This is a genomic window from Plantibacter auratus (genome assembly GCF_050587365.1).
In the GTDB taxonomy this organism is placed as follows: domain Bacteria; phylum Actinomycetota; class Actinomycetes; order Actinomycetales; family Microbacteriaceae; genus Plantibacter; species Plantibacter auratus.
This window is the reverse complement of the sequence record NZ_JBOBFV010000007.1, coordinates 20124-45026: the sequence shown is the minus strand read 5'-3', so window position 1 is coordinate 45026 and position 24903 is coordinate 20124. Positions and strand designations below refer to the sequence as shown.

General features: G+C 66.9%; 26 protein-coding genes. 7 read left to right on the top strand and 19 right to left on the bottom strand.

Features of this window, described 5'->3' with window-relative positions; all coding sequences use genetic code 11:
• Positions 1-498: uracil-DNA glycosylase family protein (locus ACQ3HE_RS19405; protein ID WP_430894043.1), on the bottom strand; the 498-nt coding region annotated here is incomplete at its 3' end.
• Between the two features lie 18 nt (positions 499-516).
• Positions 517-1683, bottom strand: coding sequence for a TDT family transporter (locus ACQ3HE_RS19400; protein ID WP_430894041.1), 1167 nt, complete (start codon positions 1681-1683; stop codon positions 517-519).
• A gap of 63 nt (positions 1684-1746) precedes the next feature.
• Here ACQ3HE_RS19400 and ACQ3HE_RS19395 point away from each other — a divergent pair, with 63 nt between their 5' ends.
• Entirely contained in the window at positions 1747-2679 is a 933-nt protein-coding gene (locus ACQ3HE_RS19395) for a LysR family transcriptional regulator (protein WP_208385475.1), read from the top strand.
• On the opposite strand, the gene eno is transcribed toward ACQ3HE_RS19395, so the two are convergent.
• The 6 genes from eno to ACQ3HE_RS19365 form a co-directional block, all read right to left on the bottom strand.
• Positions 2664-3998 carry a phosphopyruvate hydratase gene (gene eno, locus ACQ3HE_RS19390; protein ID WP_083393829.1) on the bottom strand — a complete coding sequence of 445 codons (1335 nt, stop codon included), beginning with the start codon at positions 3996-3998 and terminating at the stop codon, positions 2664-2666. The two genes, ACQ3HE_RS19395 and eno, sit on opposite strands and share 16 nt — an antisense overlap.
• A gap of 145 nt (positions 3999-4143) precedes the next feature.
• Positions 4144-4629, bottom strand: coding sequence for an inorganic diphosphatase (locus tag ACQ3HE_RS19385; RefSeq protein WP_055960822.1), 486 nt, complete (start codon positions 4627-4629; stop codon positions 4144-4146).
• Positions 4630-4655: 26 nt separating this feature from the next.
• Complete coding sequence (locus ACQ3HE_RS19380; protein ID WP_055960823.1) at positions 4656-5027, bottom strand: fluoride efflux transporter FluC; 372 nt, start codon at positions 5025-5027, stop codon at positions 4656-4658.
• Positions 5024-5434 carry a CrcB family protein gene (locus tag ACQ3HE_RS19375; RefSeq protein ID WP_055962328.1) on the bottom strand — a complete coding sequence of 137 codons (411 nt, stop codon included), beginning with the start codon at positions 5432-5434 and terminating at the stop codon, positions 5024-5026. Before ACQ3HE_RS19375 ends, ACQ3HE_RS19380 begins: the two co-directional genes overlap by 4 nt.
• Positions 5435-5523: 89 nt before the next feature.
• On the bottom strand, positions 5524-6267 hold the full coding sequence (locus ACQ3HE_RS19370; RefSeq protein ID WP_430894039.1) for a 2,3-bisphosphoglycerate-dependent phosphoglycerate mutase: 744 nt from the start codon (positions 6265-6267) through the stop codon (positions 5524-5526).
• The gene (locus tag ACQ3HE_RS19365; RefSeq protein WP_228506158.1) at positions 6264-6854 is read right to left on the bottom strand and encodes a universal stress protein; all 591 of its coding nucleotides are present in this window, start codon (positions 6852-6854) and stop codon (positions 6264-6266) included. The genes ACQ3HE_RS19370 and ACQ3HE_RS19365 overlap by 4 nt, the downstream gene beginning before the upstream one ends.
• Positions 6855-7130: 276 nt before the next feature.
• Between ACQ3HE_RS19365 and ACQ3HE_RS19360 the strand changes: the two genes are divergently transcribed.
• From ACQ3HE_RS19360 to ACQ3HE_RS19340, 5 genes are all read left to right on the top strand, one after another.
• Complete coding sequence (locus tag ACQ3HE_RS19360) at positions 7131-7808, top strand: hypothetical protein (RefSeq protein ID WP_430894037.1); 678 nt, start codon at positions 7131-7133, stop codon at positions 7806-7808.
• A 945-nt stretch (positions 7809-8753) separates the two neighbouring features.
• Positions 8754-8963, top strand: coding sequence for a type II toxin-antitoxin system HicA family toxin (locus ACQ3HE_RS19355; protein ID WP_159880438.1), 210 nt, complete (start codon positions 8754-8756; stop codon positions 8961-8963).
• An 11-nt stretch (positions 8964-8974) separates the two neighbouring features.
• The gene (locus ACQ3HE_RS19350; protein WP_430894035.1) at positions 8975-9412 is read left to right on the top strand and encodes a hypothetical protein; all 438 of its coding nucleotides are present in this window, start codon (positions 8975-8977) and stop codon (positions 9410-9412) included.
• Positions 9409-9588: a hypothetical protein gene (locus tag ACQ3HE_RS19345; protein ID WP_430894033.1), complete on the top strand. Its 180-nt coding sequence runs from the start codon at positions 9409-9411 to the stop codon at positions 9586-9588. Before ACQ3HE_RS19350 ends, ACQ3HE_RS19345 begins: the two co-directional genes overlap by 4 nt.
• 4 nt (positions 9589-9592) lie before the next feature.
• Positions 9593-10891, top strand: a complete 1299-nt coding sequence (locus ACQ3HE_RS19340; RefSeq protein WP_430894031.1) for a hypothetical protein — start codon at positions 9593-9595, stop codon at positions 10889-10891.
• A 24-nt stretch (positions 10892-10915) separates the two neighbouring features.
• Here ACQ3HE_RS19340 and ACQ3HE_RS19335 read toward each other — a convergent pair whose 3' ends face one another.
• From ACQ3HE_RS19335 to ACQ3HE_RS19325, 3 genes are read right to left on the bottom strand one after another with little or no spacing between them, the layout of a single operon-like run.
• Positions 10916-12040 (bottom strand): hypothetical protein, encoded by a 1125-nt coding sequence (locus tag ACQ3HE_RS19335; protein WP_430894029.1) that lies wholly within the window; start codon positions 12038-12040, stop codon positions 10916-10918.
• The gene (locus ACQ3HE_RS19330; protein WP_430894027.1) at positions 12037-12561 is read right to left on the bottom strand and encodes a hypothetical protein; all 525 of its coding nucleotides are present in this window, start codon (positions 12559-12561) and stop codon (positions 12037-12039) included. The genes ACQ3HE_RS19335 and ACQ3HE_RS19330 overlap by 4 nt, the downstream gene beginning before the upstream one ends.
• On the bottom strand, positions 12558-12830 hold the full coding sequence (locus ACQ3HE_RS19325; protein ID WP_430894025.1) for a hypothetical protein: 273 nt from the start codon (positions 12828-12830) through the stop codon (positions 12558-12560). Before ACQ3HE_RS19325 ends, ACQ3HE_RS19330 begins: the two co-directional genes overlap by 4 nt.
• 145 nt (positions 12831-12975) lie before the next feature.
• On the opposite strand from ACQ3HE_RS19325, the gene mobF reads away from it, so the two are divergent.
• A complete protein-coding gene (gene mobF, locus ACQ3HE_RS19320; protein WP_430894023.1) occupies positions 12976-16320 on the top strand; it encodes a MobF family relaxase in 3345 nt (1114 codons plus the stop codon).
• Here mobF and ACQ3HE_RS19315 read toward each other — a convergent pair.
• From ACQ3HE_RS19315 to ACQ3HE_RS19280, 8 genes are all read right to left on the bottom strand, one after another.
• Positions 16317-17591, bottom strand: a complete 1275-nt coding sequence (locus ACQ3HE_RS19315) for a hypothetical protein (protein WP_430894021.1) — start codon at positions 17589-17591, stop codon at positions 16317-16319. The two genes, mobF and ACQ3HE_RS19315, sit on opposite strands and share 4 nt — an antisense overlap.
• Positions 17592-17652: 61 nt before the next feature.
• Complete coding sequence (locus ACQ3HE_RS19310) at positions 17653-17991, bottom strand: DUF4913 domain-containing protein (RefSeq protein WP_430894019.1); 339 nt, start codon at positions 17989-17991, stop codon at positions 17653-17655.
• Positions 17981-18220: a hypothetical protein gene (locus ACQ3HE_RS19305; protein WP_430894017.1), complete on the bottom strand. Its 240-nt coding sequence runs from the start codon at positions 18218-18220 to the stop codon at positions 17981-17983. Before ACQ3HE_RS19305 ends, ACQ3HE_RS19310 begins: the two co-directional genes overlap by 11 nt.
• Entirely contained in the window at positions 18217-19923 is a 1707-nt protein-coding gene (locus ACQ3HE_RS19300) for a type IV secretory system conjugative DNA transfer family protein (protein ID WP_430894015.1), read from the bottom strand. The genes ACQ3HE_RS19305 and ACQ3HE_RS19300 overlap by 4 nt, the downstream gene beginning before the upstream one ends.
• A gap of 2 nt (positions 19924-19925) precedes the next feature.
• The gene (locus tag ACQ3HE_RS19295) at positions 19926-21488 is read right to left on the bottom strand and encodes an ATP-binding protein (RefSeq protein ID WP_430894013.1); all 1563 of its coding nucleotides are present in this window, start codon (positions 21486-21488) and stop codon (positions 19926-19928) included.
• Positions 21485-23002: an SCO6880 family protein gene (locus ACQ3HE_RS19290; protein WP_430894011.1), complete on the bottom strand. Its 1518-nt coding sequence runs from the start codon at positions 23000-23002 to the stop codon at positions 21485-21487. The genes ACQ3HE_RS19295 and ACQ3HE_RS19290 overlap by 4 nt, the downstream gene beginning before the upstream one ends.
• On the bottom strand, positions 22995-24191 hold the full coding sequence (locus ACQ3HE_RS19285) for a hypothetical protein (protein ID WP_430894009.1): 1197 nt from the start codon (positions 24189-24191) through the stop codon (positions 22995-22997). The genes ACQ3HE_RS19290 and ACQ3HE_RS19285 overlap by 8 nt, the downstream gene beginning before the upstream one ends.
• Complete coding sequence (locus ACQ3HE_RS19280; protein ID WP_430894007.1) at positions 24184-24885, bottom strand: DUF8175 domain-containg protein; 702 nt, start codon at positions 24883-24885, stop codon at positions 24184-24186. The genes ACQ3HE_RS19285 and ACQ3HE_RS19280 overlap by 8 nt, the downstream gene beginning before the upstream one ends.
• Positions 24886-24903 lie beyond the last annotated feature (18 nt).

Below are 24903 nucleotides of genomic sequence, written 5' to 3'. Positions count from 1 at the left end.
CTGGTCGGCGCGGTGCCGTCCGTTGGCCGGCGAGGGGTGCGGTGCCCCGAGGACGGGGATGACGCGGGCGTCATCGTGCAGGGTCAGATGGCGCATGACCCCGTCGAGCGCCACGGTCCCGTAGGTGACGACGGCTTCGAGTGCGGGCAGCAGCTCCAGCAGCTCACCGAGCGCGACCCGGCCCTGCTCGATGTCCGCGGAGCGGACGCGGCCAGGGATCTCCCACGGGATGAGGTTCCATCGGAGGTAATGGTCGCGGGAGAGTCCGGACTCGATGCGGGCCGCCCGGAACGCGGCGGCGGTGGGCCCGAGGTTGTCTTCGCTGCAGACGGCAGCGGATCCCGCGGCGATCGTCCGAGGACCGGGCGACTGCATCAGCACCAGGACGCGACTGGCGGTGCCGCCGGAACGGGGATCGAAGCCTGGGACGAAGCGTCCGGTTGCGGCCGTGGCATTCCGCCATGTCTCGGCGAGGGCGTTGAGGGTTCGGACATCCACGATGGTCGTCGATCCCGGTCAGGCGGGTCGCGGTGGTGCGAGCAGGGTGCCGCGGATCACGGAACCGTGGAATGTGCGGGCGGCGACGATGATCCACGCGGCGACCAGCCCGACGTAGTAGAGCACGGCGAGGCCGGCGACGACCGCGAGACCGGAGTGCAGGGCGAGCCCGTTCAGTCCGGTGACGCAGGTGCCGACGGGGAACGTGAAGGACCACCAGGTCAGGCTGAACGGCAGGTGTTCGCGGGCAGTGCGGATGGTGATGGCGAGGGCGATGACGGTCCAGAGCAGCGCGAAGCCGAGCATCGCGAACCCGTACACCAGCGCCACGACCAGCAGGGCATGCGCGGTACTCGCATCGACAACGGTGGGGGCGTTCGATGCGAGGAGGTTCACCGCGGTGATCGACTGTCCGACCGGCCCGAGGACGATCCACAGAGTCGGGACCATGCCGGCGGCTCCGACCTTGTGCTGCGCGAGACGGTTCCAGATCAGGGTGATCACGACCAGCGACGTGATGAGGCTGAGGCCGAAGAAGCCGTAGCAGGACCATAGGAGCGTCTCCCGCGCCTGTCCGGCGGGCGCGTATGGCAGTAGCAGGGCGCCGGTGGAGGCGGACACCATCGGCGGGACGATGGGCATCAGCCAGCCGCCGAACGCGGAGTCGGGCTTGTTCTCGTGGCGGGTGAATGCCAGGTACGGCACGAGCACTGCCGTGAGCAGTCCTCCGATGGTGCCGATGGTCCACAGGACCCAGTCGATGGTGACGGCGGCGGGCAGGCCGACCCAGTCCTTGCCGAGCAGGAGTGTCCCGGCGCCGACGGTGAGGAACGCCATCGGTGGTGCGCCGTAGAAGTGCGAGATCACCGGGTTGAGCTGGTGCCCGGCTGCAGTGCTCCGGTAGCGGATCCAGTGCAGCACCGTCGCGGTCGTGAGGGCGACGAGGAGCACCGCGGCGATCGCCCACACGACCGTCGCCGCGAGGCGCAGCCCGGGGAACTGCAGCGGCAGTGACGCAGCTGCGACAGCGACGATCCCCGTGCCCATGATCGACGCGAACCAGTTCGGTGTGAGATTCGACACGATCAGGCCTGGCCGCTCCAGGTCACGGAACAACGCCGTCTGCGGCCGTTGGGGCAGCTGGCTACCGTTCGCGGGTGCAGGGTCCGTGCGGAGCGTTGTCATGGGCCAAGCCTGCGCGAATCCTGCCTCTGGCGGTACCCGGAACCTCTTGGCAGGGCACAATCAATGATTGTGGCACTACGGCGACTCACGGACCGAACCCTCGACCTCGACACACTCGACGTGCTCGCACGCGTCGCCGAGACCGGCTCCCTCTCCGCTGCCGCTGGAGCGCTCGGCGTCACGCAACAGGCAGTGTCTGCTCGGATCCGGGTCGCCGAGCGCATGGTCGGTCACTTGTTGGTGCACCGCTCGACCACGGGGTCGGTGCTGACCGAGACCGGCAGGCTCGTCGTCGGGCTGGCCGGACCGGTCCTCGACGCGTCTCGCCACCTCGAAGCAGGAGTGGCTGCGCTGCGGACTCCCACGGGTTCGCTCGTCGTCGCAGCGTCACAGACGATCGCGGAGCTGCTGCTGCCGGGCTGGCTGCTCGAATTCCGCCGCCGCGAACCCGACGTGCGGGTGCGCCTGATCGCGGGCAACTCCGCCGCGGTGACGGACCTCGTGCAGTCGGGTGGCGCGAACCTCGGGTTCACGGAGACCCCGGTGACGGCGGCAGGTGTGTCCGCGCAGGTGATCGCGGACGATGAGCTCGCGGTCGTCGTTGCGCCGGAACATCCCTGGGCTCGGTCGACCGGGATCACTGCGGAGGTCCTGGCGGCGACGGCTCTGCTCCTGCGGGAAGAAGGTTCCGGAACTCGCGCGACCCTCGCCGCATGGCTCAGGGAGGCCGGTTTGAGCATGTCGGTTCCGGCCGCGGTGCTGGAGACCACGAGCATCATCCGGGCGAACGCGCAGGCTGGAATTGCACCGGCGGTGATGAGCCTTCGCACGGTCGCCGCCGACATCAACGACGGGTCGCTGGTGCGGGTCCCGCTCGCTGGGCCGCCACTTGCCCGGCCGTTGCGGGCGATCTGGTCGGGAGAGCCTCAGCCAGCTGGTTCTGCTTTCCTGCGCGTCGCCCACGAGGTGACCGGTCGGGGTCAGCGCAGCCCGTAGGGCAGCTCCGGATTGTTCTCCGCGATCTCGGTGAGCCGGTTGTACTTGGCGACGCGTTCTCCGCGGGCGGGTGCGCCGGACTTGATCTGTCCGGTTCCGGTGCCGACGACGAGGTCCGCGATGAACGTGTCGGTGGTCTCGCCGGACCGGTGCGACACCATGCTCCGCATCCCGAGCGAGCGTGCGACGCCGATCGCGTCGAGGGTCTGGGAGACGGTGCCGATCTGGTTCGGCTTGATGAGCGCCGCGTTCGAGAGCCCGTCCTTCCCACCGTCGCGGATGCGCTGCGGATCGGTGACGTAGAGATCATCGCCGACGATCTGGAGCATGTCGCCGAGCGCGAACGACATCGCCTTCCAGCCGCCGTGGTCATCTTCGGAGAAGCCGTCTTCGATGCTCCGGATCGGATACCGGCTGATGAGGTCGCGGTAGTAGTCGACCATGCCTGCGCGGTCGAGCCGGCGGTCCACGACCCGGTAGCTACCGTCACCGAGCGCGAACTCGTTCGCCGCCGGGTCGAGTGCGATCGCGACGGTGTCCACGCCGGGCTCGTAACCGGCGGCACTGATCGCGGCGACGAGGAGGTCGAGGGCCTCCTCGGGCGCGGCGATCGACGGGGCGAAGCCGCCTTCGTCCCCGAGACCGAGACTGCCGAACCGTTCCCGGACCAGTGCCGCCAGCGCGTGGTAGACGTCCGATCCGATCCGAACCGCGTCGGTCATGGTCTCGGCGTTCACCGGGGCGATCATGAACTCCTGGAAGTCGAGCGCGTTCGCTGCGTGCGCTCCGCCGTTGAGCACGTTGAAGTGCGGGACGGGCAGGCGGGGCGTGCTGCCGGTGACGTCTGCGATCCAACGCCAGAGCGGCAGCTCCGCTGCGGCGGCGAGAGCGCGTGCCATCGCGATCGAGGTCGCGACGACACTGTTCGCGCCGAGCCGGCGGTGGTTCGGGGTGCCGTCGAGGGCAGCGAGGGCGGCGTCGGCCTGCCCGATCGAGGTCCACGACTGGCCGGTGATCATCGGTGCGACGTCCGTCGTGATGAGGTGCAGTGCCTGGCTCACGTCGCGGCCGCCGTAGCTGCTGCCGCCGTCGCGAAGCTCGACAGCCTCATGCGCGCCAGTGGATGCGCCTGCGGGGGCGTCACCGGTGACGACGGTGCCGTCCTCGAGCTCGAGACGCACCTGGATCGTCGGGTAGCCGCGGGAGTCGAGGATCCGGGAGCCGTGCAGGCTGCTGATGGTGACGGGGCGGCTGGTGTGGGTCACGTACTCGCCCTGATGGTGGGTGGTGTGGTGGACGTTGCTGATGTAGTCGTTCACGGCGGTTGTCGCCTTTCGGGTTGGTCGTGCGGGTGTGGGCCGCGGGGAGGCGGAGGGACGACCTCCTGGCGATCACTGGGCGCCAGTTGCCTCCCCACGGCGGTTCAGGGCGCGCACTGGATGGTGTCGGGTGCGCGGGTGCCGGTCAGGGGTGCGGGGTGAACCGTTCCTGTGCGGCGCGGATGATGGCTTCGGCGTCGACACGGTTCGCCCACCCGTTGGTGGTGACGTGCTTGCCGTGCTCGATCTCCTTGTAGTGGGCGAAGAAGTGCTCGATCTCCGCCAGGACCGGCTCGGCGACGTCGGAGATGTCCTGGACGTGGTCGAAGCGGACGTCTCCGGCGGGGACGGTGAGGATCTTGTCATCGCCGCCGTTCTCGTCGACCATGCGGAGCATCCCGACCGGGCGGACGTCGATGACGACGCCGGGGAACGTGGGCCGGGGCAGCAGCACGAGCGCGTCGAGGGGGTCGCCGTCATCGCCGAGAGTGTCGTCGATCGAGCCGTAGTCCTGCGGGAACACCATGCTGGTGAACACCGCCCGGTCCAGGCGGATCCGTCCGGTGGCGTGGTCGACCTCGTACTTGTTGCCGCTGCCGCGGGGGATCTCGATCGTGATGTCGAAGTGCATGAGCTGTTCGTCTCCCAGTCGGATGGTCAAGTGAGGGTGCCGAGGGTGACGCCCCCGGCGGCTGCGGCGACGGAGACGACGAGCATTCCGAGCCCGTTCACGGCAGCCGCGGTGGTGCGGCCAGTGCGTGCGAGGCGGACGGTCTCGAAGCTGGCGGTGCTGAACGTGGTGTAGCCACCCATGAGCCCTGTTCCGAGCACCGCGACGGGGGTGGCGCCGAGGTGACCGGCGGCGCCGGTGATCAAGCCCAGCAGGAACGAGCCGGTGATGTTGATCGTCAGCGTCCCGACCGGGAGCCGGAACTGCCGACCCCGGTTGATCGCACCATCCACGAAGAACCGTGCGGCCGCGCCGACACCGCCAGCGACCGCGACGCTGAGGAAGGCCAGGGCGCTCATGATGTGGCCCCGTTCGGTCGGACCAAACCCGCGATCGCGAGGCCGCTACCGGTGGCGATCGCGCCGGCGAGGACCGTCAGGAGCGCGTACCCGGTGCCGGCCAACCCGCGGCCAGCGAGGAACAACACCGCGGTGCTGGTCGCGAGGGTGCTGTAGGTGGTGAACCCGCCGAGGACACCGGTTCCCAGAAGCAGGCGCAGTGTCCGGCGGCGACCCTCGTCAGGTCCGCGATGCGCGAGGTGTTCCAGCAGCACACCCAGTAGGAGCGCGCCGGCGATGTTGATCCAGAAGATCGCCCAGGACACCTCCTGCTGAGCGGGGAACGCGGTGCTGAGTCCGTCGCGTGCGGCGGTACCGATGGCGCCGCCGAGTGCGACGACACCGAGGTACCGCCACCGCAGATGCACTGGCCGGTCGATACGTTCCGGGTCGTTGGCGTCGATGTCTGGGTCGGGCGGGAGCTGCCCATCGGGCAGGTGCGTGTCCGTTCGGGAGGTCATCTTCCACCTTCCGCAGCGACCGCTGCCGCTGCTGCTCGTGCTGCCGGATGCAGGTACTCCCCACCCCGCGGACAGAACCCACCGTCGCCGTCGAACCGGTAGATCAGGGGTTCGCCCGTGGGGAGGTTCAGGTCCGCGAGCTCACCGTCAGTTAGGCCGTCCATGCAGGCACACAGTGCCCGCAGTGAGTTGCCGTGCGCGACGACGAGCACTGTCTGCCCGTCGCGGAGTGCCGGGGTGATGCTGTGCGACAGGACGGGTTGGACCCGGCGGATGACGTCGGAGAGTGTTTCGGTTCGACGAAGTGCCGCCCACGGCAGTCCACGAAGCGCCGGCGTCCGCCGGAGCGCCAGCCACGCGCGGATCGACATGCGTGGTGGCCGTCCCGTGCGGGTCCGACGAACAGCGAAGAACTGCTCCGCCCCCAACGCCGCTTGCGCATTCTGCTTGGACATGCCGGTGAGGGCGCCGTAGTTCCGCTCGTTCAACCGCCACGTCGACTCGATCGGCGCATCACGTCCGAGGACGTCGGTGACGAGCTCCGCCGTGTGGAGCGCCCGCTCGAGCGTCGACGTGAGCACGAGGTCCGGTCGGATGCCGGCATGCAGAAGTAGCAACCCAGCCCGATTCGCTTCGGCGCTGCCCTGTTCGGTCAGCGCGACGTCTCGCAAGCCGGTGAAGGTACCGGCAGCGTTCGCAGTGCTCTGTCCGTGGCGGAGCAGAACAAGCTGGCCGGTCACGGGGTGTCCCACGGCAGTGGGGCATCGAACCCGACCGGATCAACGGGCACTACGAGCACTGAACGGTGCTGCTGATGGGTCAGCCGTACCGCGACCGACCCCGTGAAGAACTCCGCGATTCGACCCGCTCCCGTCCTGGCCCCGACGACCAGCATCGCCGCGTCGCGGTCTTCGGCCACCTGCGACAGTGCCCGGCTCGGATCCCCGACACCCGGGACGAACGTGACGTCGACGCCGTAGGTCGTTGCGGCAGCACGTACTGCCGCCTTGTCACTGTCCGACAAGCCCTGCGGTGTCGTGTCAGCGGTGTCAGGGTCGATCGGTTCCACCATCACCGACCCGTCCGAGCGCGTACCGGCATCGAAGAGCGATGCATCCACGCTGACGCACACCAGCGTCGTACCGAAGCGCCGCGCGATAGACGACGCAACCTCGATGACCCCCGGAGCGAGGCCGGGCAGGACGCCGACGACGACCGGTCCGGAACCGATTGGTGCTGTCATGACACTCCCTACCTCAGGCGCGCAGAAGCGCGACCAGCTGAGATAGGGACTGTTGTCGACAACTGTCGAGGTTGGGTCCGGCAAGCCCCACTACCGGGTCCGAAGACACCACCATTATGCACCCGAACCCCAAGTCACGCGGGCCGTCTCGCGCACCCGCGACGTCCCGACACCGAAGGAAGCGATTCCGACGACACGGAGCGAAGCTGCCCACAGGATTCCAGGGTCAGCTGTGGCCAGCTCGGCTGTCCGGTGGACGATCCCCTATCGGACCACCCACAGATCATTGACTCATCTTTTACGAGAAGATGGAAACATCTTTGATGTATGTTGTTAGCACCAGTCACCGGAGGGAACCCCATGATCGTTGTTTCACTGAAACGCAGTTACCCCAACCTCATTGCCGACCTCGATTCACCGAGCGTGGGAGTGGTGGAGTATCGACTTGAAGGAATCACGCGCGGCAACTGGCCTGCCATGCGCGCCGAACTCATCGACGGCTACCTCGACTACGTCGTCGGCACATGGGACGGCGTGATCGTGTCGGCGTACCCCACGAACGCCGTCGAAGTCCTTTCGGACGGACGGATCAAGTTCGGGTACGAGGAAGACGAGACCTCGAAACCGGTCGACGCCTTCACGGATCGGTTCGAGCGAATGAGCGTCAGCAACAACTCCGGCGAGCCGGCCGAATGGCTCATTGGCTGCCCGATGCCAGGTGGGCCGTGGCGACAAGGCGAAGCACGCGGCACCCGACGGTACGACCTGGATTCCTACCTTGCCGACTACCCCGAGCTGGCCGCCCGCCGGGAAGAAGACTTCGGCGGGCGTATGGCGATGAATCTCCTGGCCCACTACGCCGGACAACGGGCGATCGACGTCGAGGACTACCCGGCGTTGACGCCAGTCGGCGCTCACGAGCCCGTGACGCTGACGCCGGCTGCCGCAGCGGACGTCACCGTAGTGCGTCAGCCTGGCGGAACCGTGGTGGTCACCATCCCGACCGGAACCCGAGCACAGATCCTCATCGAGCCGTAGTCCAAAGGTGAAGGCCGGGAACGCGGACAGCTGCTTCCCGGCCTTTTCAGACGGCGGGAGCGGATCCGACGGCAATCGGACGAACCGCCAGGACGCCGATCCCCCCATGCGGTAGAATGGTCCTGTACCACTTTTCGAGAAAAAGTCAAGTAAATCCGACGTATTCTCAGAATTCGTGGTATACTTATATATGTAGACAAATCCGTCTTACATAAGAAAGAACCCCTCAGCTCTTAGACCAGCCTCAGGGTTCTTGAACAACACCGGTCAAGTTCAAGCTTGACCAGAAAGATACAGGTAATACAAGTGTTCATCGTAAATATTAGCCGAAACGGCGAAACTACGCAAGTCAAGTTCCCACTGGTCTCCGTGCTCGTGCTCGTCGGGCTCGTGGTCCTCTGCGTGGTCCACCCTGCCTTCATCCCCGTTCTGCTTGGTGGCGGAGTGTTGGGTACGGTCGCCAAGCTCATTGGGGGCGGGTCGTAGGGTTCAGGCGTCCGGCGCTCCGGTGCCGGACGCCCCCCCGCGGGGCAGTTTCCGTGTTCGAACATATGTTCTAATCTGTTTCAATGGGAGCAAATCGTCGATACGGCTCGGACTTGTCGCGGGAGGCCGTGAATGCCGCTGCGACTCGCCCTCGTCCAGTGTCATTGACGGAGCAGGAGCGTCGAGCCTCAGGTGCCGGCGTCGAACTGCCCGAGCATCCGGAGAAGGTCCTCGCGTGGGTGCGGTACCCCGAAAGCTCGGTCCAGGTCGAAGGTGAAGCCGTGGCATTCAACGAGCGAGCCGTGCTCGTTCGTTTCCCGATCCTCGGTGGCGGTCAGCAGGAAGCATGGGTCTGGCGATCGGCAGTGACCAAGCGACCGTGAACTCCGTGTTCAACGGAGCGCCAAATACTACAATCCTTACTTGTGTTGTTGACACAAGGGCTGCTAGTATAGAATCATGACGAAGCCGCAGAAGTACCGGGACGTGAGCAAGTTCCTCCGCTCGCAGGGGTGGGAGCACATCCGAACACGAGGGAGTCACCACATCTGGTCATCCGCGGACGGCACCTCGAAAATCTCGATCCCGGTCCATGGCGACACGGTGAAAGTCGGCATCGTTCGCCAGGTGCAGGACGCCTTTAACAACACCCCGAGCAACTGGAACTGAGAGGAACGGCCATGACAACGCAGCTCACAGCGCACGCCACCCGCGACGAGGACGGCACCTGGACGATCACGATCCCGGAACTTACGTCGGCCGCGCCCAGCGGGGCGACGATCGTCGCCACCGGTTCCGCACTCACGTTCCGAGGCGTGAAGAAGGCGGCTTCGGATCTCGCCGCGGTGTGGCTCGACGTCGAACCCACAGAACTCGAGGTGACAGTTACGGTCGACGCGCCCAGCGCGATCGTCCAGCTCGTCACCGAGAGCAACGACGCCAACGCGGCCGGCAAAGCTGCGATCGAGCGCGCCGACACCCTGCGCCGCGAGGCAGCACGCAAGCTCCGCGAAGAGGGCTACCCGATGGAAGCGGCCGGCGCCATTCTCGGCGTGAGCTACCAGCGCGTTCAGCAGCTCGCCGGCCCGTCAACCCGTCTCGTCAAAGAGTCTGCATGAGCGAGAACAGCGTCGAGCTCCGGGACGATTACGACCTGCTGGCCGTGCCGGCCGCCGGCCTCCGCGACGCGCACCGCGCCGGAGAGACCGAGGGAGCCGAGGCGGTGTTAGCGACTCTCGCCGCAGCGGTACACCGGCCCAACGCCGAACTCGTGCCCCAGCTGCTGGAAGCATAGAAACATGGCGCAGCGCAGCGTCAAGCCACCGCCGTGGAAGCAGTTCGGCTGGTATGTCACGCTCGGCGTGATCCTCTACGTCATCGTCGGGGGCATCGCGCTCGCGACGGTCCCAGACCAACTGTTAGCGAATTGGTTCCCGGACCTCTCCTCCAAGGAGCGAGCCGCGTTCCTCGGCCCAGCAACCAACGCGGTACTGTTCGCACTCGGCGGCACGATCGCTCTCGTCGGTGTCGGGCTCAGTCTCTCCCGCCACCGCCAAGAGCTTCAAGCGGCAGATCGCGATCGCATACGTTTGCGCGACGATCAGGAACGTGAACGGTCGCGGATCCAGGAAGCCGCCATTGAGCGCGGCACGGAGGCAGAACGCGCGCTGCGGGATCGCTTCGTCACGACGGTGAATCTTCTTAGTGATCCATCCCCCGTTAATCGCCAGGCGGCGCTCTTTGCGCTCGGCGCTCTCGCTGATGACTGGGACGCTTTCGGCAAGCCCGACGAGGTTCAGGTGTGCATTGAGGTGCTCACCGGATATCTACGAGCACCTCGCTCCGACGACATGCTCCTTCCGCTATCCGAAGAGGAACACTCGCAACTCGAAGCCTCTGAGCGACGAGACGCTCAACGCACAACCCCGTGGGAGGTCTCCGTCAAACAAGCTGGTTACACCGTCATCAGGAATCACCTCAAACGAGAAGACGCTCCAGACTGGAGCAGCCGACACCTCAATCTAGACGACGCTCACATCGATTTTGAGGTCGACCTTAGGGGTGGAGAGACCACAGAAAGCGGGCGCTTGTCTCTCCAGAACGTGAAGATCAAGGGCGGCGGGTTCGTAGATCTCTCGAGCTTCTCCGTTCGCGATAGAGCGCGTCTGGATCTCTCTGGCGTGAAGATCACGAACGCGACGAACGAACGTCTTACAGGCGTGAATCTCCACAACGCAACGATCGTCGATGGGGGATGGGTGAGCTTTCATTCTGCCGAGGTTGGCCGTGGAACGGTCGTATTCCTTGACGGTGTGACGGTCGACGGAGAGGGGGTTCTGTTGCTTCAAGAAGCGAGCATCAGGGGGCTCGTGGGTGTTCGAGGCGTGACTGTCCACACGGCTGGAACCGTGGATCTCGTGTACATCGAGGTCGGCCTGAGTGGGGTCGTCGACCTTCAGGGTACGAGAATCTGCCCCGGGGGGAGGATTTCTACCAAGCACGCGAGAGTCATCGGCAGTGGGATCATGGACATCGGCGGCGTGACAATCGAATCGGGTGGGTCGTTGGTGCTGCCGGACGGGTCAGAGCGGACCTAGCGATATGGCCAATTAGGTCTCGGCTCAGCTGGTGATGTTTAGCGGTTGATCGGTGTAGGCGAAGTCAATGTGGACGTGGTTGCAGGAGTCCACGATTTCGGTCAGGTGGGGCCAGGTCTGCCCGCTGCGGCATTGAATCTGGCCGACCCGCGTTCCGTCAGGCGCGACCGATGACAACAGGTCAATGAGCGCGAGGCTCTCAGAGTTCCGCCCATCGAGGGCTGCCCCGCCGACGACGGTGAAGTCCACGCCCATTCCGCCGCCCTTGACCCAGTGGGACGATCCTTCGCCGGCCCCCAGTAGCGAGCCGGTGCACTGTCGGTTGAGGTCGGACAGGCCGATGTTGCCGAACTTGTCGAGTGCCAGGGTGATGAACTGCAGCGTGCGGACGTCGAGCTTGCAGCCCTCGACGGCGGTCCCGTTGGCCATGTTCGTGATCTGCTCGGCGTAGCGCGATTCGAGCAACGTCAGCGTGCCGTTGTCCATCGCCGCTTGGAGCCCCTGCGCGAGCTGCTGCGCGTCGCCCGAGACGCTGCACCCGCCACCGCTGGAACCGCCGCCAAGCTCTGCGAGGTAGGCGGTCACTTCCACGGACGCGGCGCGGAACTTCGTGTAGTGGTAAGGGTCCGCGTTGATCTGCACGGCGTTGATCGCGACCGACGGTTCCAGGCCCTCCCAGCCGGCCACGCCGACGAGTCGCTGGTAGAACGCCGTCGCGGCATAGGTGGGGTCCATCACTTGCTCTTTGCTGCCCCAGTCTCCGAGGCACCATTGCTGTTGGAACAGGCCCAGTGAACAGGTGGGGGAGCCGTCCGGGTTGGTCACACCGTCGCCCTCGTCGCCATAGCCGATGTTGACGAGCGAGGACTCCCCGATCGCGGCCTGCACGCCGATGGTCTGTGCGGCCGGCGGGAGGCCCAGCGCAGATGCGGCGTTGACGATTGCGGCTGCGTTCGCGAGCTGCGATTGGGAGAAGCCGGCGACGTTCGCGTCAGCGGGAATCTTCGTCGCGTCTACGACGCCGGTTGCTGCGGCGCAGGCGTTCGCGGGGCTCCCGAGGGACGCCACGGCGAGCACCAAGCCGAGGATGAGCGCGGCCGGCGCTGCGATCGCTGCGGTGATGACACCGGCAAATCCGCGCTGGTTCATTCGGCGGGTGACATTCGCTCGGCCAACCATGGGTCCGTCGTGTACGAGCGGGTGACGTACACCTCATACATGCCGGCATCGGTGGGGACGTTGATGCGGAACGTGAACGAGTCGTCGCCGTCGCGCACGGCAGGTTCACCGGTGACGGCCGTGCACGGCACGACGGCCGGGTCCACCGTCTCGTATGCGGTGACGCCGCGGGCGGTCAGGAGCGGCGACAGCTCCGCGATCCACTGCGACTTTGGCAGCGTCGGCCGGCAGTACGTGGTGAGCGCGTCGACCGCCGCACGAGAGGCGTCCGTCGCCGCGTTCGGGTCCGGCGCAGCCTCGTCGTCGGATGCCCCGCCGGTCGGCGCAATCGTCCCGGGACCCGGCGTCCCGAAGGGGTTACCCGACGCGCTCGGCGTCGAGGAAGGTGAGCGGGTGGGGTCGGGCTCCGTTGCGCCGACGCACCCGGTCAGAGTGATGGTTCCGAGGGTGAGCAGCGCGAGGACGCCCCCGGCACGCGCTGCCCGAATCATTCGCCCGTTCCGCTCTCAGGGGCGGCGGTCGGAGCCGGTGCGGCGCGACGGCGCGTGCGCGGCCGCGGAGCAAGACCAAGACTCTTTAGCTCAGCTTCGGTCCATCCAGCTTTGAGTGCAGCCCTGCGGTACTTGCTCGCCTCAGCTTCGGCCGAAGTGAGTGCGTCCTGCACCCGGCCGACCTCAGCGACCGCGGCTTCCAACGCTTCTCCCGCAGCGATCTTCGCTGCAACCTGTTCATGGACGAGTTCCTGCACTGATTTGGTCATGTACCTCAGAGTACGTGCACCCACAGACCAAGGCAAAGATCCGTTGTGATTCAGCTTCCCAGGTGCCGAACTGCGTTCGAACCTGAAAAGCTTCACGAACGGATGCACGTATGCTACGGGCTTCGCGCCGTAGTAGTCTGCCGGTATGCGCGGCGGACTGGTGTTCTTTCGAGGGGCGGGAGCCGCTGCGCGCGCCTACCTCGAATCGGACCACTCGCACGCCGACGAGTACTACTTGGCCGACGCGGGAGCAGTCGCCCAGTGGACCGCTTGGGACACCAGGGGCCTGCTGACGGCTGACGCGACCCTCTCAGGGACCGACTACCAGGCGTGGGTTGACTGGAAAGAGCCGGAGACCGGCGCGAGCCGTGGACGGCCGCGAGAAGAGACCCGCGTCACCAAGGACGGTGAAGTTGTGGTCAACCCGGCGTCACCGCGATTCGTTGAGATGACCGTCAACTGCGACAAGAGCCTGTCAGTCGCCGCGGCACTCAACCCGGCGGTTTCGGCAGCACTAGACGAGGCACAGGCCGCAGCGGCCGAGGCCATGAACAAGTACATGGCGCAGAACACCGTGACGCGGACAGGACCGCGCGGAGAGCAGAGGCTCGTGCCCGTGGAACGGCTCGAATCGGTGTCGGTTGTGCACCGTTCTTCGCGTGCCGGCGACCCGCATCGTCACGTGCACGTTCAGTGGAATACGCGCGTGTTCGCGGAGGGCAAGTGGCGGGGCATGCACACCGCTGCGACGTTGAAGCAGCAGGGCGCATTGCGCGGTGTCGGTGAGGCTGCGATCCACTCCCACGACGGCCTGCAAGAAGCCCTCGCAGCGGCCGGGTTCACGTTCGACCCGAGCACTGGGAAGGTCACGAACCTTGAACAGCAGGCGCGCACGATGTCGAAGCGTGCGAACCAGATTCAGAGCAACCTTGCCCGGTTCGAAGCGGCATGGCGCGAGCAGCACCCAGGGCAGGAGCCGGACGCCGCGGTGCTGCGCCGTTGGGACCAACAGGCATGGGCGTTCGAGCGGCCGCAGAAGGTGCAAGCGACCGAGAGCGCGGAGAGCAAGTGGCTCACCGAGCTGCGCGACGCCGGCCTGCAAGTCGATGGGTTCGAGCCCGTCGAGCTGCCGGCATCGACCACCCTGAACCAGCTCGACCGTGCGGCGATCGCGGAGCACGTTGTCACCGTCGCGGGCGCTCGATCGTCTGCCTGGTCGCTGGCGGACCTTGAAGGCCACATCGGCGTCCTCATCGGTGCAGCAGGCGTCACCGCTGCGCCTGAGCGGGTCGTGGACTACGCCCGCAACATGGCCAAAGAAATCGCGGGGAGCTTGCCGTCGCTGCCCGTCGAAGTGACCGGCCAGCTGCCGAACTGGGTGCGGCACTACACCAGCGAGCACGTGCAGCGGATCGAGCGGGAACTCCGCGAGGGGTTCGCCGCCCGCGGCCTCGAATCCGGGCTCGCGCTCGACGCCAACGCCAAGCCGTTGAAGGGCCTGAACGCGGAGCAGTCACTCGCCGCCCGGGCGCTGGCGACCCGTGCACCGCTCGTCGTCATCGAGGGCGCAGCGGGGTCCGGCAAAACGACGATGCTCGCCGCGGCGAAGGAGCTGGCCGCACGCGAGGTCGGAGCGTCCGAGGCAACCCGGTTCGTCGTCCTCGCGCCGACGCTGCGCGCCGCGAACGAAGCCGCGGCGTCGATCGGCGCGGCCGCGTCGAGCGCGCACAAGCTCGTCCACGAGCACGGGTTCCGCTGGGACGACGACGGCCGTTGGACGCGCCTCGAAGTGGGCGACGTCGATCCCGTGAGCGGGGCCGTGTACGAAGGACCGTCCGAGGTGTTCGCCGTCGATGCCGACACCCGTCTGGTGATCGATGAGGCCGGCATGTTGGATCAGGACCTCATGCACGCGGTGATGACCGTCGCGGGCGAGGGCGACGCGAGTCTCGCGCTCATCGGTGACCGGGCGCAGCTGCCGGCGATCGGTCGCGGTGGGGTCCTCGACATGGCCGTGGCGGCGTCACCGCGGCCGCTCGACCTGTCGGAGCTGTACCGGTTCCGCGAGGAAGGGTATGCCGACCTGACGTTGCAGATGCGCGATCGCGAGGCACCCGGCGCGCTGTTCGACAAGCTGCACGAGCGCGGCAACATCGTCATTCACGACACCGACGAAGCAGCGTGGGCGGCGATCACGAGCGACGTCGCCGCGAAGGCCGAGGCCGGCGCGACCGTGGCCGTGGCCGTGGCCACGAACGAGCAGGCCGCAGAGGTCAACGCACTGGTGCAAGCCGCACACGAGCGCGCCGGCCGCACGCGCACCCCTGCGGTCGAGGTCGCCGGCAGCGACAGCCTCACCCTGCGGATCGGTGACCGCCTCATGACCCGGCAGAACAACAGCGAGCTGGGCGTCGCGAACCGAGACACCTGGACGGTGGATCGGGTGCACGAGGACGGGTCCGTGCAGGTCAGTGCCGGCGCACGCAAAGCGCGGCTCCCGCGCGAGTACGTCGAGGAACACACACACCTGGCCTACGCCTCGACGGAGTACGGCGTGCAGGGTGCGACCGTGGACTACGGGCACGGGGTCGTCAGCGACGGATCGTCCGCTCAGGCCGTGTACGTCGCCGCGACCCGAGGCCGCGCACACAACGCCCTGCACATCGTTGCCGGCGATCGCGCCGACGCCCGCGACCTGTTCGTCACGGCGATGGGGCGCGAGGCCGGCGACCGGGGCACCGCGGCCGCGATCGCGGCCGTCGAGCGAGACGTGGAAGGAGTGGTGTTGCCAGACAGCTACGACCGTGAGCTGCGCGCCGCGCGCCTGGCCGCAGAAGAACGAGTGCACCGCGCGGAGGTCCGGGCGTGGGAGAGCGCCCGCGAGCAATGGCAGAGCCGCCACCCGGAGACACCTGTGGACGACTACGCAGCTGCGGTGCAGTCCGCCGGCCACGAGGCGGACGCAGCCACCCAGCACCGGGCGCAGCTCGAAGGGGCTACCTCGAGCGAGGCCGTCGCAGCGGGGGAGCAGCAGTGGGTGACCGACTACGCGGCCGTAGAGCGGGCAGAGAGCGCCGCAGCGTCAGCGTCGGTGTTCCGGCGCGCGGCCGCGCAGAAGGAGGCCGAGGCGGCGCGCAGAGCGTTCGAGGACCGGCACCGGGTTGCGCCGACGCCGCGGCCGTCGGAGGCGCAGCGGCAGGCATGGGCGCGCGCTGCGGTCGCCGCCGGCGCAGGCGGGAAGCTGGGTGCTGCGCGGGCCGCAGAGCAGCGCGCGATCGCGCACCACAACGGGCTGCGCCGCGATCCAGCCCCGACCGCGAAGCAGCCGGCCGCACCGCAGCCGGGCACGCCGGCGCAGGAGAAGTCGAAGGACAACGCCCACGCGGAGCGTCAGCGCGGAGCTGCCGTGCGGGAACAGCAGCGGGACGCCCGGCTGGCGCGTGAGCGTCAGCAGAGCGTCCCGGACAAGTCGCCTTCGATCGAGCGTTAACTCAGCGGAGCATTCTTGAAGTAGCCGCGGTTCTCGCGCAGGACGGTTCGCGCCTCGTCGGCGTGCAACTCGCCGGCACGAACGGACCGCCACAACTTGAACAGCTCACGAGTGTCCAGCACAGTTCCATCGCTACTGTCCGCGAAGTCCGCAACGTCTTCAGGTCGTTCCGCCAAGGGTTCTGGGCGCTGTGAGGGGTCCATTTCCCGGTACGTGTTGACGACATACCACGCGGCGTCCGGCAGCTTCTTCTCGGTAGCCGCATACATCGTCATAGCGCGTTGAACCTGCATCAGATCGTTGGACTTCGCGGCTCCGGTGTACCCCTTCACCTCGACAACCGCGGTCCAGGCACTGTCACTCACTCGCAGATCCTCCCGCTTTTTACCCTTGTGTTGCGGCATCTGATCGGCGTCGATCACGTCGAATCCCAGATCTTGAAGCATGCGGTGCACGATGGCAACAAGGTCCTCACCAGTGGCTTCAAGGATCTTGCGATCATTGTCTCCATCGACGCGGGCCGAATCCACCTGCTCCGCCAGAGCCGCTCGTTGGATCGCCGCTTCAGCCCGTCGCTCGTCCTCTCTCTCGTCGAAGTCGATGAGGGCTGTGCGGGCACGCCGTTCATCCGGGGAAGCCCAAGCATCCGACGATCGCCACTCAGCCGTTTCAGGGAACAGATCAGGGCGAAGTGCGCGCCAACGCGAAACTGCATAACGGAACCAGTCCGCGAGATGAGAGCGCGCGGACGCCGGGAGCCAGAGGGTCGATTGGTAAAAGTCGGCCGTCTTCGGGTCATTGTTGTTCTCAAGAATTGCCGCGAGGACGTAGGGCCTGGCAAGCCTCTCGCGCAGGAGTGGGTACGCAGTATGGCCCGGACTCACGGGGAGGTGGATTCCTCTATACCTGGCACCGGCTTCGGGCACGCAGCTGTTCCGAATGAGGGCCGCGAGCCTCTGTTCCTCGGCGAAAGACGTGATTTCCAGGTTCCTAGCCGGCTTGTCCTGGATCCATGACCTTGAAGCGGAGCTAGCTCCATACTCATCAGAATTCTCGACGGGCGGCGGCATGAACATGATCCGGAATCGGACAGGCGAATGGCTGAGTGTGCGTGCGTTTGTCGTCAACAGCACGTCGTGTTCTTCAGGGTGCCAGTCCGCGTGGAATTGCTCGAGCCCTCCGCAGAGCGGGCGGAGAACGGCCATTTCGGCGTCGCTGAAACCATGCGCCATCACGCGAGGGTGAGGCACCTGCTCAAAAAATTCATTCATCTCGACACATCTTGCCGGTTCGAGGCCGCCGCGGGGGCCATGTAACTGTTGCGGCCAAGTGTTAGCCCGGCTGTCTCACCGAGTCGAGGCGTGCGGGTTCAATGTGCTTGAACTCGCACCCAGCGAATACGCCCCCGTCGTGCCGAGCGACCAGGCGCGGCAGGTGATAGTCGAGGACGTCGCGGATGAACGTGTGCAGCTCCGCGTCCTCCCCGGCGATCATCCGCTGCCACTCGTCCTGGATCGCAGCGAGGCGGTGCACGGCATCGGGGTGCTCGCGCCAGCTGGCGCACCACACTTCGTTCTTGCCGAGGGTGGTCAGACGCGCCAGGAGCACGCCGTCGACGAACTCAGGGAGGCCGGCGGGAACGTCGGTCAGGGGCAGGTGTTCAGACAGCATCGGTAGAGCCTTCCTGGGTGTTGAGCGTGGCTTGGATCAGGTGCCCGTGCTCATCGGTTTCGGTCGTGTAGCGAGGGTCGGCCACGAGCATTCGCGCGCCGAGCTCACGGAGTGCGATCGGCGCTGCGCCGTCCTCGACCCGCTCCACAGCAGCAATGTGGGCGTAGAAGTCATCGACAGTCACCAGCGGGATCTCCACCGTCAGCGTGAGGTAGTTCTCGGTGGTCATGCGGCGTCCTCCAGAGCCTCGGCGTCGTCGTTCGCGGGTGTCGCCGCGGTGGTCGTGTTGAGCTTCACCAGCGCTTTGTCCTCCCACCACGGGACCGCTCGCACGAGTGCCGGCCGGCACCCGGACGCGAACACGACCATGCGGCCCAACGACAGGGAAGCGAGGTCGGCCACATCCATGATCCGCTCGGACCGGCGGGACCGGCTGACGGTGCGCTGACCGTTGCTCGTGCTGGCGGACGACTCGTTGTACTCGTAGTCTCCGATCAGCTCGGAGAGGTCGCGCAGGAACGCGTTCGAGGCGTTGCCGCCACCGAACACCCGCACGGTGGAGGACGCCCAGAGCTGACCGAAGCCGGTCACGCCCCAGACGTTCTCCCCCTGCTCCTGCGATTGCAGGATGGTGATCACGATGATGCCGCGGGAGCCGTAGTGGCTGTACTTGTCGGGCAGGTCCGGGATGCGGCAGATGTTGCCGGCCTCATCAAGAATCGCCATGAACGGCACCCGCATACGGCCGGAGGGTTCAGCCTTCGCGGCGTTCTCCGCGGCCGTCAGGACCGCCTTGGTGAGCGCGGCAACGAGGGGGCCGGCCGAGCCGGGTCCTTCCTCGCTGAACAGGTAGAGCGTGTCGGCCTTGGCCACGACGAACGCCTCCGGATCGAACTCGGGAGCGCCGGGGATCGGCTGAACCCACGCCCGAATCGAGTCGGACGCGAGGAAGCTCAGCGCTTCGCGGGCGTAGGCGTAGACACCCGACCGCGTGCGCTCGGTCAGGTCCACCATCGCCTTGATGCGCGACGCCAGGTGCGGATAGTCATCCTTCAACGCGAGCTGCGGGATCGGGTTCTCCGGGTGGTTCAGCCATTCGAGGACCGTCGGCAGGTACTCACCCGACACGGCCGCAGCGAACAGGTAGTCCGACATGAGCGTCCGCCCGTTCGAAGAGAAGAACGGGTCGTCGTTGCCGGCCGCGCCGTAGGTCGCGGCCGCGAACACCGCGGCAAGGGCCGCAGCGTCCTCCGTCGTGCGGACCTTCGCCAACGGGTTCCACCAGGTGTCGTATCCGCGGTGAGCGGAAGCGAGGCGCTGCGGGTCGAGGACGTGGACTGTCCCGAGCGCGGACCGCGCAGCGAGGGTGTCAGCGAGAATGTCGGGCTTCATCGACGTGATGAGGCACGTCCCGGGCGCTGCGAGCACATTGGGGATCACGGTTGCTGCGGACTTGTTGCGCCGTGGTCCTGCGATCAGCGTCACCGTGTCTTCGTAGGAGGCCCGGACGGGCACCTTGCCGGCGACGGTATAGCCGACGGTCACGCCGACAAACTCAGCCGGGATACCCATCCGGGCATGGCGCTTTCGCAGTGCCGGCGGCAGCAGCGGGGCGATCGCGCGCCCGGTTCCCATCTTCGGAGCCGCCCGGTCGGCCGGCGTCCGGTTCTTCGCTGCCCGCACCGCGGCAACGATCGCCAGCACTGCAATGGCTAGGAAAATGGCGCCGATGAACACCGCGGCCGCGGTGTGAGCGCCTGTCCACGGGTCGCCGCGGCGGATCGCCTCTATCGGGTCAACGAACGCCAGGCCGGCCCCGGACAACCAGGCTGCGATCGTCCAGATGGACGCCACGCCGGCCGCGACCGCCACCGCGCACAGGAGCGCGATGACGGGAGCGGCGGATTCGGTTCTACGTGTGACTGCGGACATGGTTAGGCCCCCCGGCGGATCAAGTCAGCGCGCCGCTGTTCACGGAAGCGCTCATCGGTGATGTGAAGGTTCTTCTGGGTGCGCGTCTGCACCATCTGCACCGGCACCCCGGGCCGGCCCTCGACCTTGAACAGGATCTTTCCGGCACCAGGCGGGGCCGTGCTCGCGTCGTCCTCGTCCTGCGGACGGCGGGGCTTCTTGCCCCACGCGGACGCAGCGTTGAAGCTCGACACGAGCTGGATTTCCTTGTCGGTCAGCGGCTTCACCTTCGACAGCTCGCGCAGGTCCTCAGTCGTCAACGCCATGAGCCCCAGCAAGCCGGAGCGCTCCGCGAGGCCGGCGGCTTTCACCCGGTCCTCCGGGTCCGGGAGCGACAGCATGTCCTTTGGCGAGTGGGTGACTTTCAGCTCCGCAGTGCCCTTGGAGCGGTTCGTGCGCGACAGCTCATCGACCCGATCAACGATGCCCTTGGCAGCTCGCATCGGGTGCCAGAACTCATCCATGAGCGTCGTGTACCCGGTCCACTTGACCGCCGGCATGTAGAAGTCCCCGGCCTCCGCGGCTTCCGCTGCGAGGGCGGCTTCGTGCTTGGCCAGCTCCCAGTGTGCGTCGATCGAATCCATGCCGAGCGACCACGAGACGAGCATGGCCGTGGACAGCAGCGTGGTGGCGTTCGCGGGGATTGAGGACGTGTCGAAGCAGAATCCGCCCCGGTTGCCCGGGTCAATCTCGATCGATTCCGTACCGCCGAGGAGCCGGCCGAGGTCGCCGGAGAGTAGCGCGCCGATCGAGTCGCCCAGCTCCGAATACTTCGCCTCGAATCCCTCAGCTGTCCCCTGCCGAGCGACCGATAGCACGCGCTCCGGCGGCGCGGCAAAAGCTCGAGCGAGGTCCCCGGTGACGGGGGTCCCCTCGCGCTCCAAGATCGACTGCACGAGCGCTTGCACCACAGCGTCCTCCGAGTCCCGGAGGGCGTGGCCACGGCTCAGCCGTAGGGCGAGCTGGGTTTGCTTGATGATCTTCCACAGCGCCAGCTCCCGCAGCTCTGCCCCGGTGGCCCCACCGATACGCGCAGCCGCCCGACCCAGTGGGCCGAGCGACAGGAGGTTCAGTTGGTGGCGGGCGTTCGGACCGAAGTCGAACACCGCCCCGCCGGCCTGCTCGACCAGTGGCGTGTGCTCGTTGCGCTTCAACGGGTTGAACACCGCCGGCACCATCCCGCGGCCCATCTGCCCGAGGATGATCGTCTGGGCGGTGGAGGACTTGCCGACGCCGTTGATGCCGAACAGCATCATGGACGGCGACGAGATAATGTCCTCCCGGTAGAGCGCCTCATGATCGATTGCAACGGCCGTGTGAGTCAGCAGATCGGTCCCAGAAGGAGCACCAGACACCGGCCGGGCAGTGCCGGCAGTGAACGGGTAGATGCCGTTCGCCTGAACGGAGGACCCGTACCAGAACGGCGCGGCCGGAACGCGACCCCACCGGCCCCCGCCGTGGCCGGCGAACCCGGCGGGGGTGAGTGCACGAGGGCGTGAGCGCGCCCACGCCGGCAGACGCTTCATGACATGCCCTTCATCATCGTTTCGACCTGCGACTCGTGCAGCCAAGGCAGCACGCCGAGCGGGAGCGTGGTGTGGAACGCTGGCCCCGAGTCGTAGTCACAGAACCGGTACGAGAGCGCCGACTGTGACAGCAGCGATTTCATCTTCACCAGCGCCTCCCGATACGCCCGCTCATCGGCCTCGAACGTGGCCGTAACGGCGATCGCGAACCGTGTCACCGAAGCCCCTTCCGTGACCTCGGATTCCAGCTTCCCGGCCTTCGCCATCATCGCCTTGTCGTGCGCCGTCAGGCGAGCTTTGGCGGTCGCCGCGGTCGATGCGCTCGCGCCCAACCGCTCGACCATTTGCACGGTCTTCTCCGGGGAAACCGCCCGGTAGAAGATCGCGACCCGCTTCCTCAAGAACCGCTCGGACGGGCGGAACAACGCCGACATGGTGTCCTCGGTGATGTGCAGTTTCGGCGGGGCCAGCACGAGTGCTGTCATCGACGCAACGCCGTCGTGCAGGCAGATGCGCTTGGCCTCGTCATCGAAGTAGTCGGGGCCAGCCTGCGTCACCCGGAGACCGGAGTGCTGCCCGCGCAGCGCATCACTCGCGAACTCGGCCGAGCGTTCGGGGTCGTAGGCGACACGCAGCCCCTCCGCCAGGAGTTCGCTGGTGGCAATGGTGACGGCTCCGCCGCCAGCGTTGCGGAGCGCATCGACTTGATACGGCAGTTTGGACGCGACCTCGGCCACGGCGTCCTCGACGGAAGCCGCCAGAGACGGGATCGACCAGGACAGCGTGACCCACGTCGCTACCTCGGAGTATTTCGCCGGCAGTTCCTCGCCGGCTTCCAAGCTGTGACGACGGGCGACCTCAGGGGCGTCGGGGTCGATGTCGGACACGATGCGTTCAATCAGGGGGCCCTTGTCACGCAGTGCCGACTCAACGACGACCGTCGCCCCGGCCAGCGCCTCATCGGCGGACAGCGAGGCGATCCAGCCACCGTAGGCAACGACGTCCCGGTCGATCATCTGCTGTGTCTGCATGTCGGTGCCGTCGGCGTTGCAGGACAGCACCGCCGTCAGCGTCTTGGTCCGAGGGTTGTGCAGCAGCGTGAACGGCCGGCCGAGCCCGTCGGTGCCGTCGATTTCGCGAAGGTTCGCGAGGATGCCCGGCAGCGAGGTGATCGCGTCCGCCGGCAGGGTCGAGAACAGGCCAGAGTTGAACCTCGTCTCACCACGGTCGGCGCGCATCACGCCGGACAGCGCGGTCATCACACGGTCCGCGATGGTGCGGCCGGTCGCGTCTCCCCCGAAGCGGATGACGAACACCAGCTCGAACAGCAGCGCAGCGCCGACCAGGATCACGCCCTCCAAGAACAGGCCGCGGGTTGAGATCATCGCGCCGACCACCAGCGACCCGATCAGCACCGCCCAGCCGGGCACTGTCAGCCCGCCGAGGGTCATGCGGGTTGTCGGCAGCCAGACGCCGAACCGGACCCGCTGCGGAGCTTCTGCTTGCTCACTCATCGATCATGTCCCCCACTCCCCGGCTACCGCCGGGCATCGCGTTTCCAAGATCACGTGCGGTGTCCCAACCGGACCGCCCAGAACCCGAGGATCCCGAACTACCGGACGAACCGGACCCGCCGGCCGTACCGGCTCCACCCTTTGAGCCAGAGCCGCCGGCCTGTCCTGCGCTGCCCGTGGCACCAGGCGCGCCCGCACTGCCGGCAGCGCCCGAGCCGCCGGCACTTGCAGCGGACCCAGCGGCTGTGGCCGCGCTGCTACCGCCCTTGGCCGCGGCCGCAGCGGCAGGAGCCGCAGCGCCCGCCGTGGCCACGGCGGAACCCGCAGCAACCGTCGCGACAACGGCCGTCTTCGCGGCACCCATCGCCATAGCGCCGGCACTCGCTCGGCCCATCGCAGAGGTGATCGGGACGACCAGGCGCATGATCGCCGCCAGCGCGAAGATCGCGAGGATGAACACGGCAATGCCGTACATCGACGCCTCAGCGCCGTCCTTCCCGTCGCGAAACTTGATCGCGAGCCCGTAGATCGCGGCGGCAACCGGTGTGTACAGCAGGAACGCCAGCAGCCATCCGGTGGTCTTCTCCCACATTGCTTCGTGCTTCTCGAACAGCGCCCCAGAAGCCGCGATCGGCCAGAACGGCAGGAGCACAGAGACGGCGATCGCCCGCAGAATCATGATGATCCACTGAATCCCCACGGCCAGCAGCCCGAAAATGCCGAAGATCAGCCCCATGGCCACGTTGGAACTGAACGTCGCCGCGTCCCAGAGGACCGCCGGAGTGCCCTCCGTCGCCGCGTCCAGGATCGACTTGGCCAGGGCGTTCGACCCCACCTGCAGAATGCCGAACAGGGTCGTGCCGACGAAGATGATCCCCAGGGCACGGAACGTTCTTTTGGCGGCATCTCCGAGGTGGTCACCCCGCGCCGAGAGCATCGTGCGGATGCCGGCGACCATGAGCCCCAGCGTCAGCAGGACAGCCTGAATTGGCAGAGCGATAGTGGCGAACCAGTCCGCTGTGGAACCGCCGACAACGCCGTCTAGACCCGAGTTGATCCAGGACGTGAAGAACCCGTTCCACAGGTCATTCGCGCCGGCCAGGACGTCCTTCGCGAACTTCTCCAGCTCGCCGCCGACGAGGTTCGAGACGCCGCAGGAGACGTCGATCAGACCGCAGTCGTCAGCCATTGCCGGCAGCCGTCCAATCGGTGAAGTCGCCGTCGCGCTCGTCGGTCGGCTGGCCGGTCGAGCCGTTGTCCAGCGGCTTCAACTTCCAGTCACCGTCAGCCCACACCATCGGCGCGGGAATGCCCCGGTAGCCCGTGGTGCTGCCCGGGGCTCGGAGGACGAGGCGGATCGACGCGCTATCGCCGTCGTACTGTTCAACACGGAAGCCGACGAGCGAGAATCTGTTCTCCTGCATCTGTCGGGCGATCGGAGAGTATGCGTCCGGTGCGGTGTTGGCCAGCACGTAGTCGCGACCCGGGGAGTCAGCCAGGTAGAACTTGGCCACGTCGAGCTGTGTCCGATCGGTGGTCGAGAAGTTGATCGCGGCCGCTGCGAGAGCTGCACCGACCGGCGAGTGCTCGAAGCACGAGGCGAATCCCTCGGTCGTCTCGGTCGGCCCAACGGTGTCCGACACCGGCCAGGTGACGCCGCTTACCGTTGAGACTTCCCAGCGCAGGTCCGCCGGCACCTTCCGGTTGTCGCTGGGCGGTGCATCGCAGCCGATCCCAGCCGCTTCCGTCGGCGTCGCGCTCGGAGCCGGCTTGGTGTTGGCCGGGCTCGACGTGTTGGCCGCGTCGGGTTCCCCGTTCGGGACGAGGAAGATCACCAGCACGGCGATCAGCACGAACGCCAGGAAGACGATCGCAGCCCACATGGTGACTTGGTTCGTCCG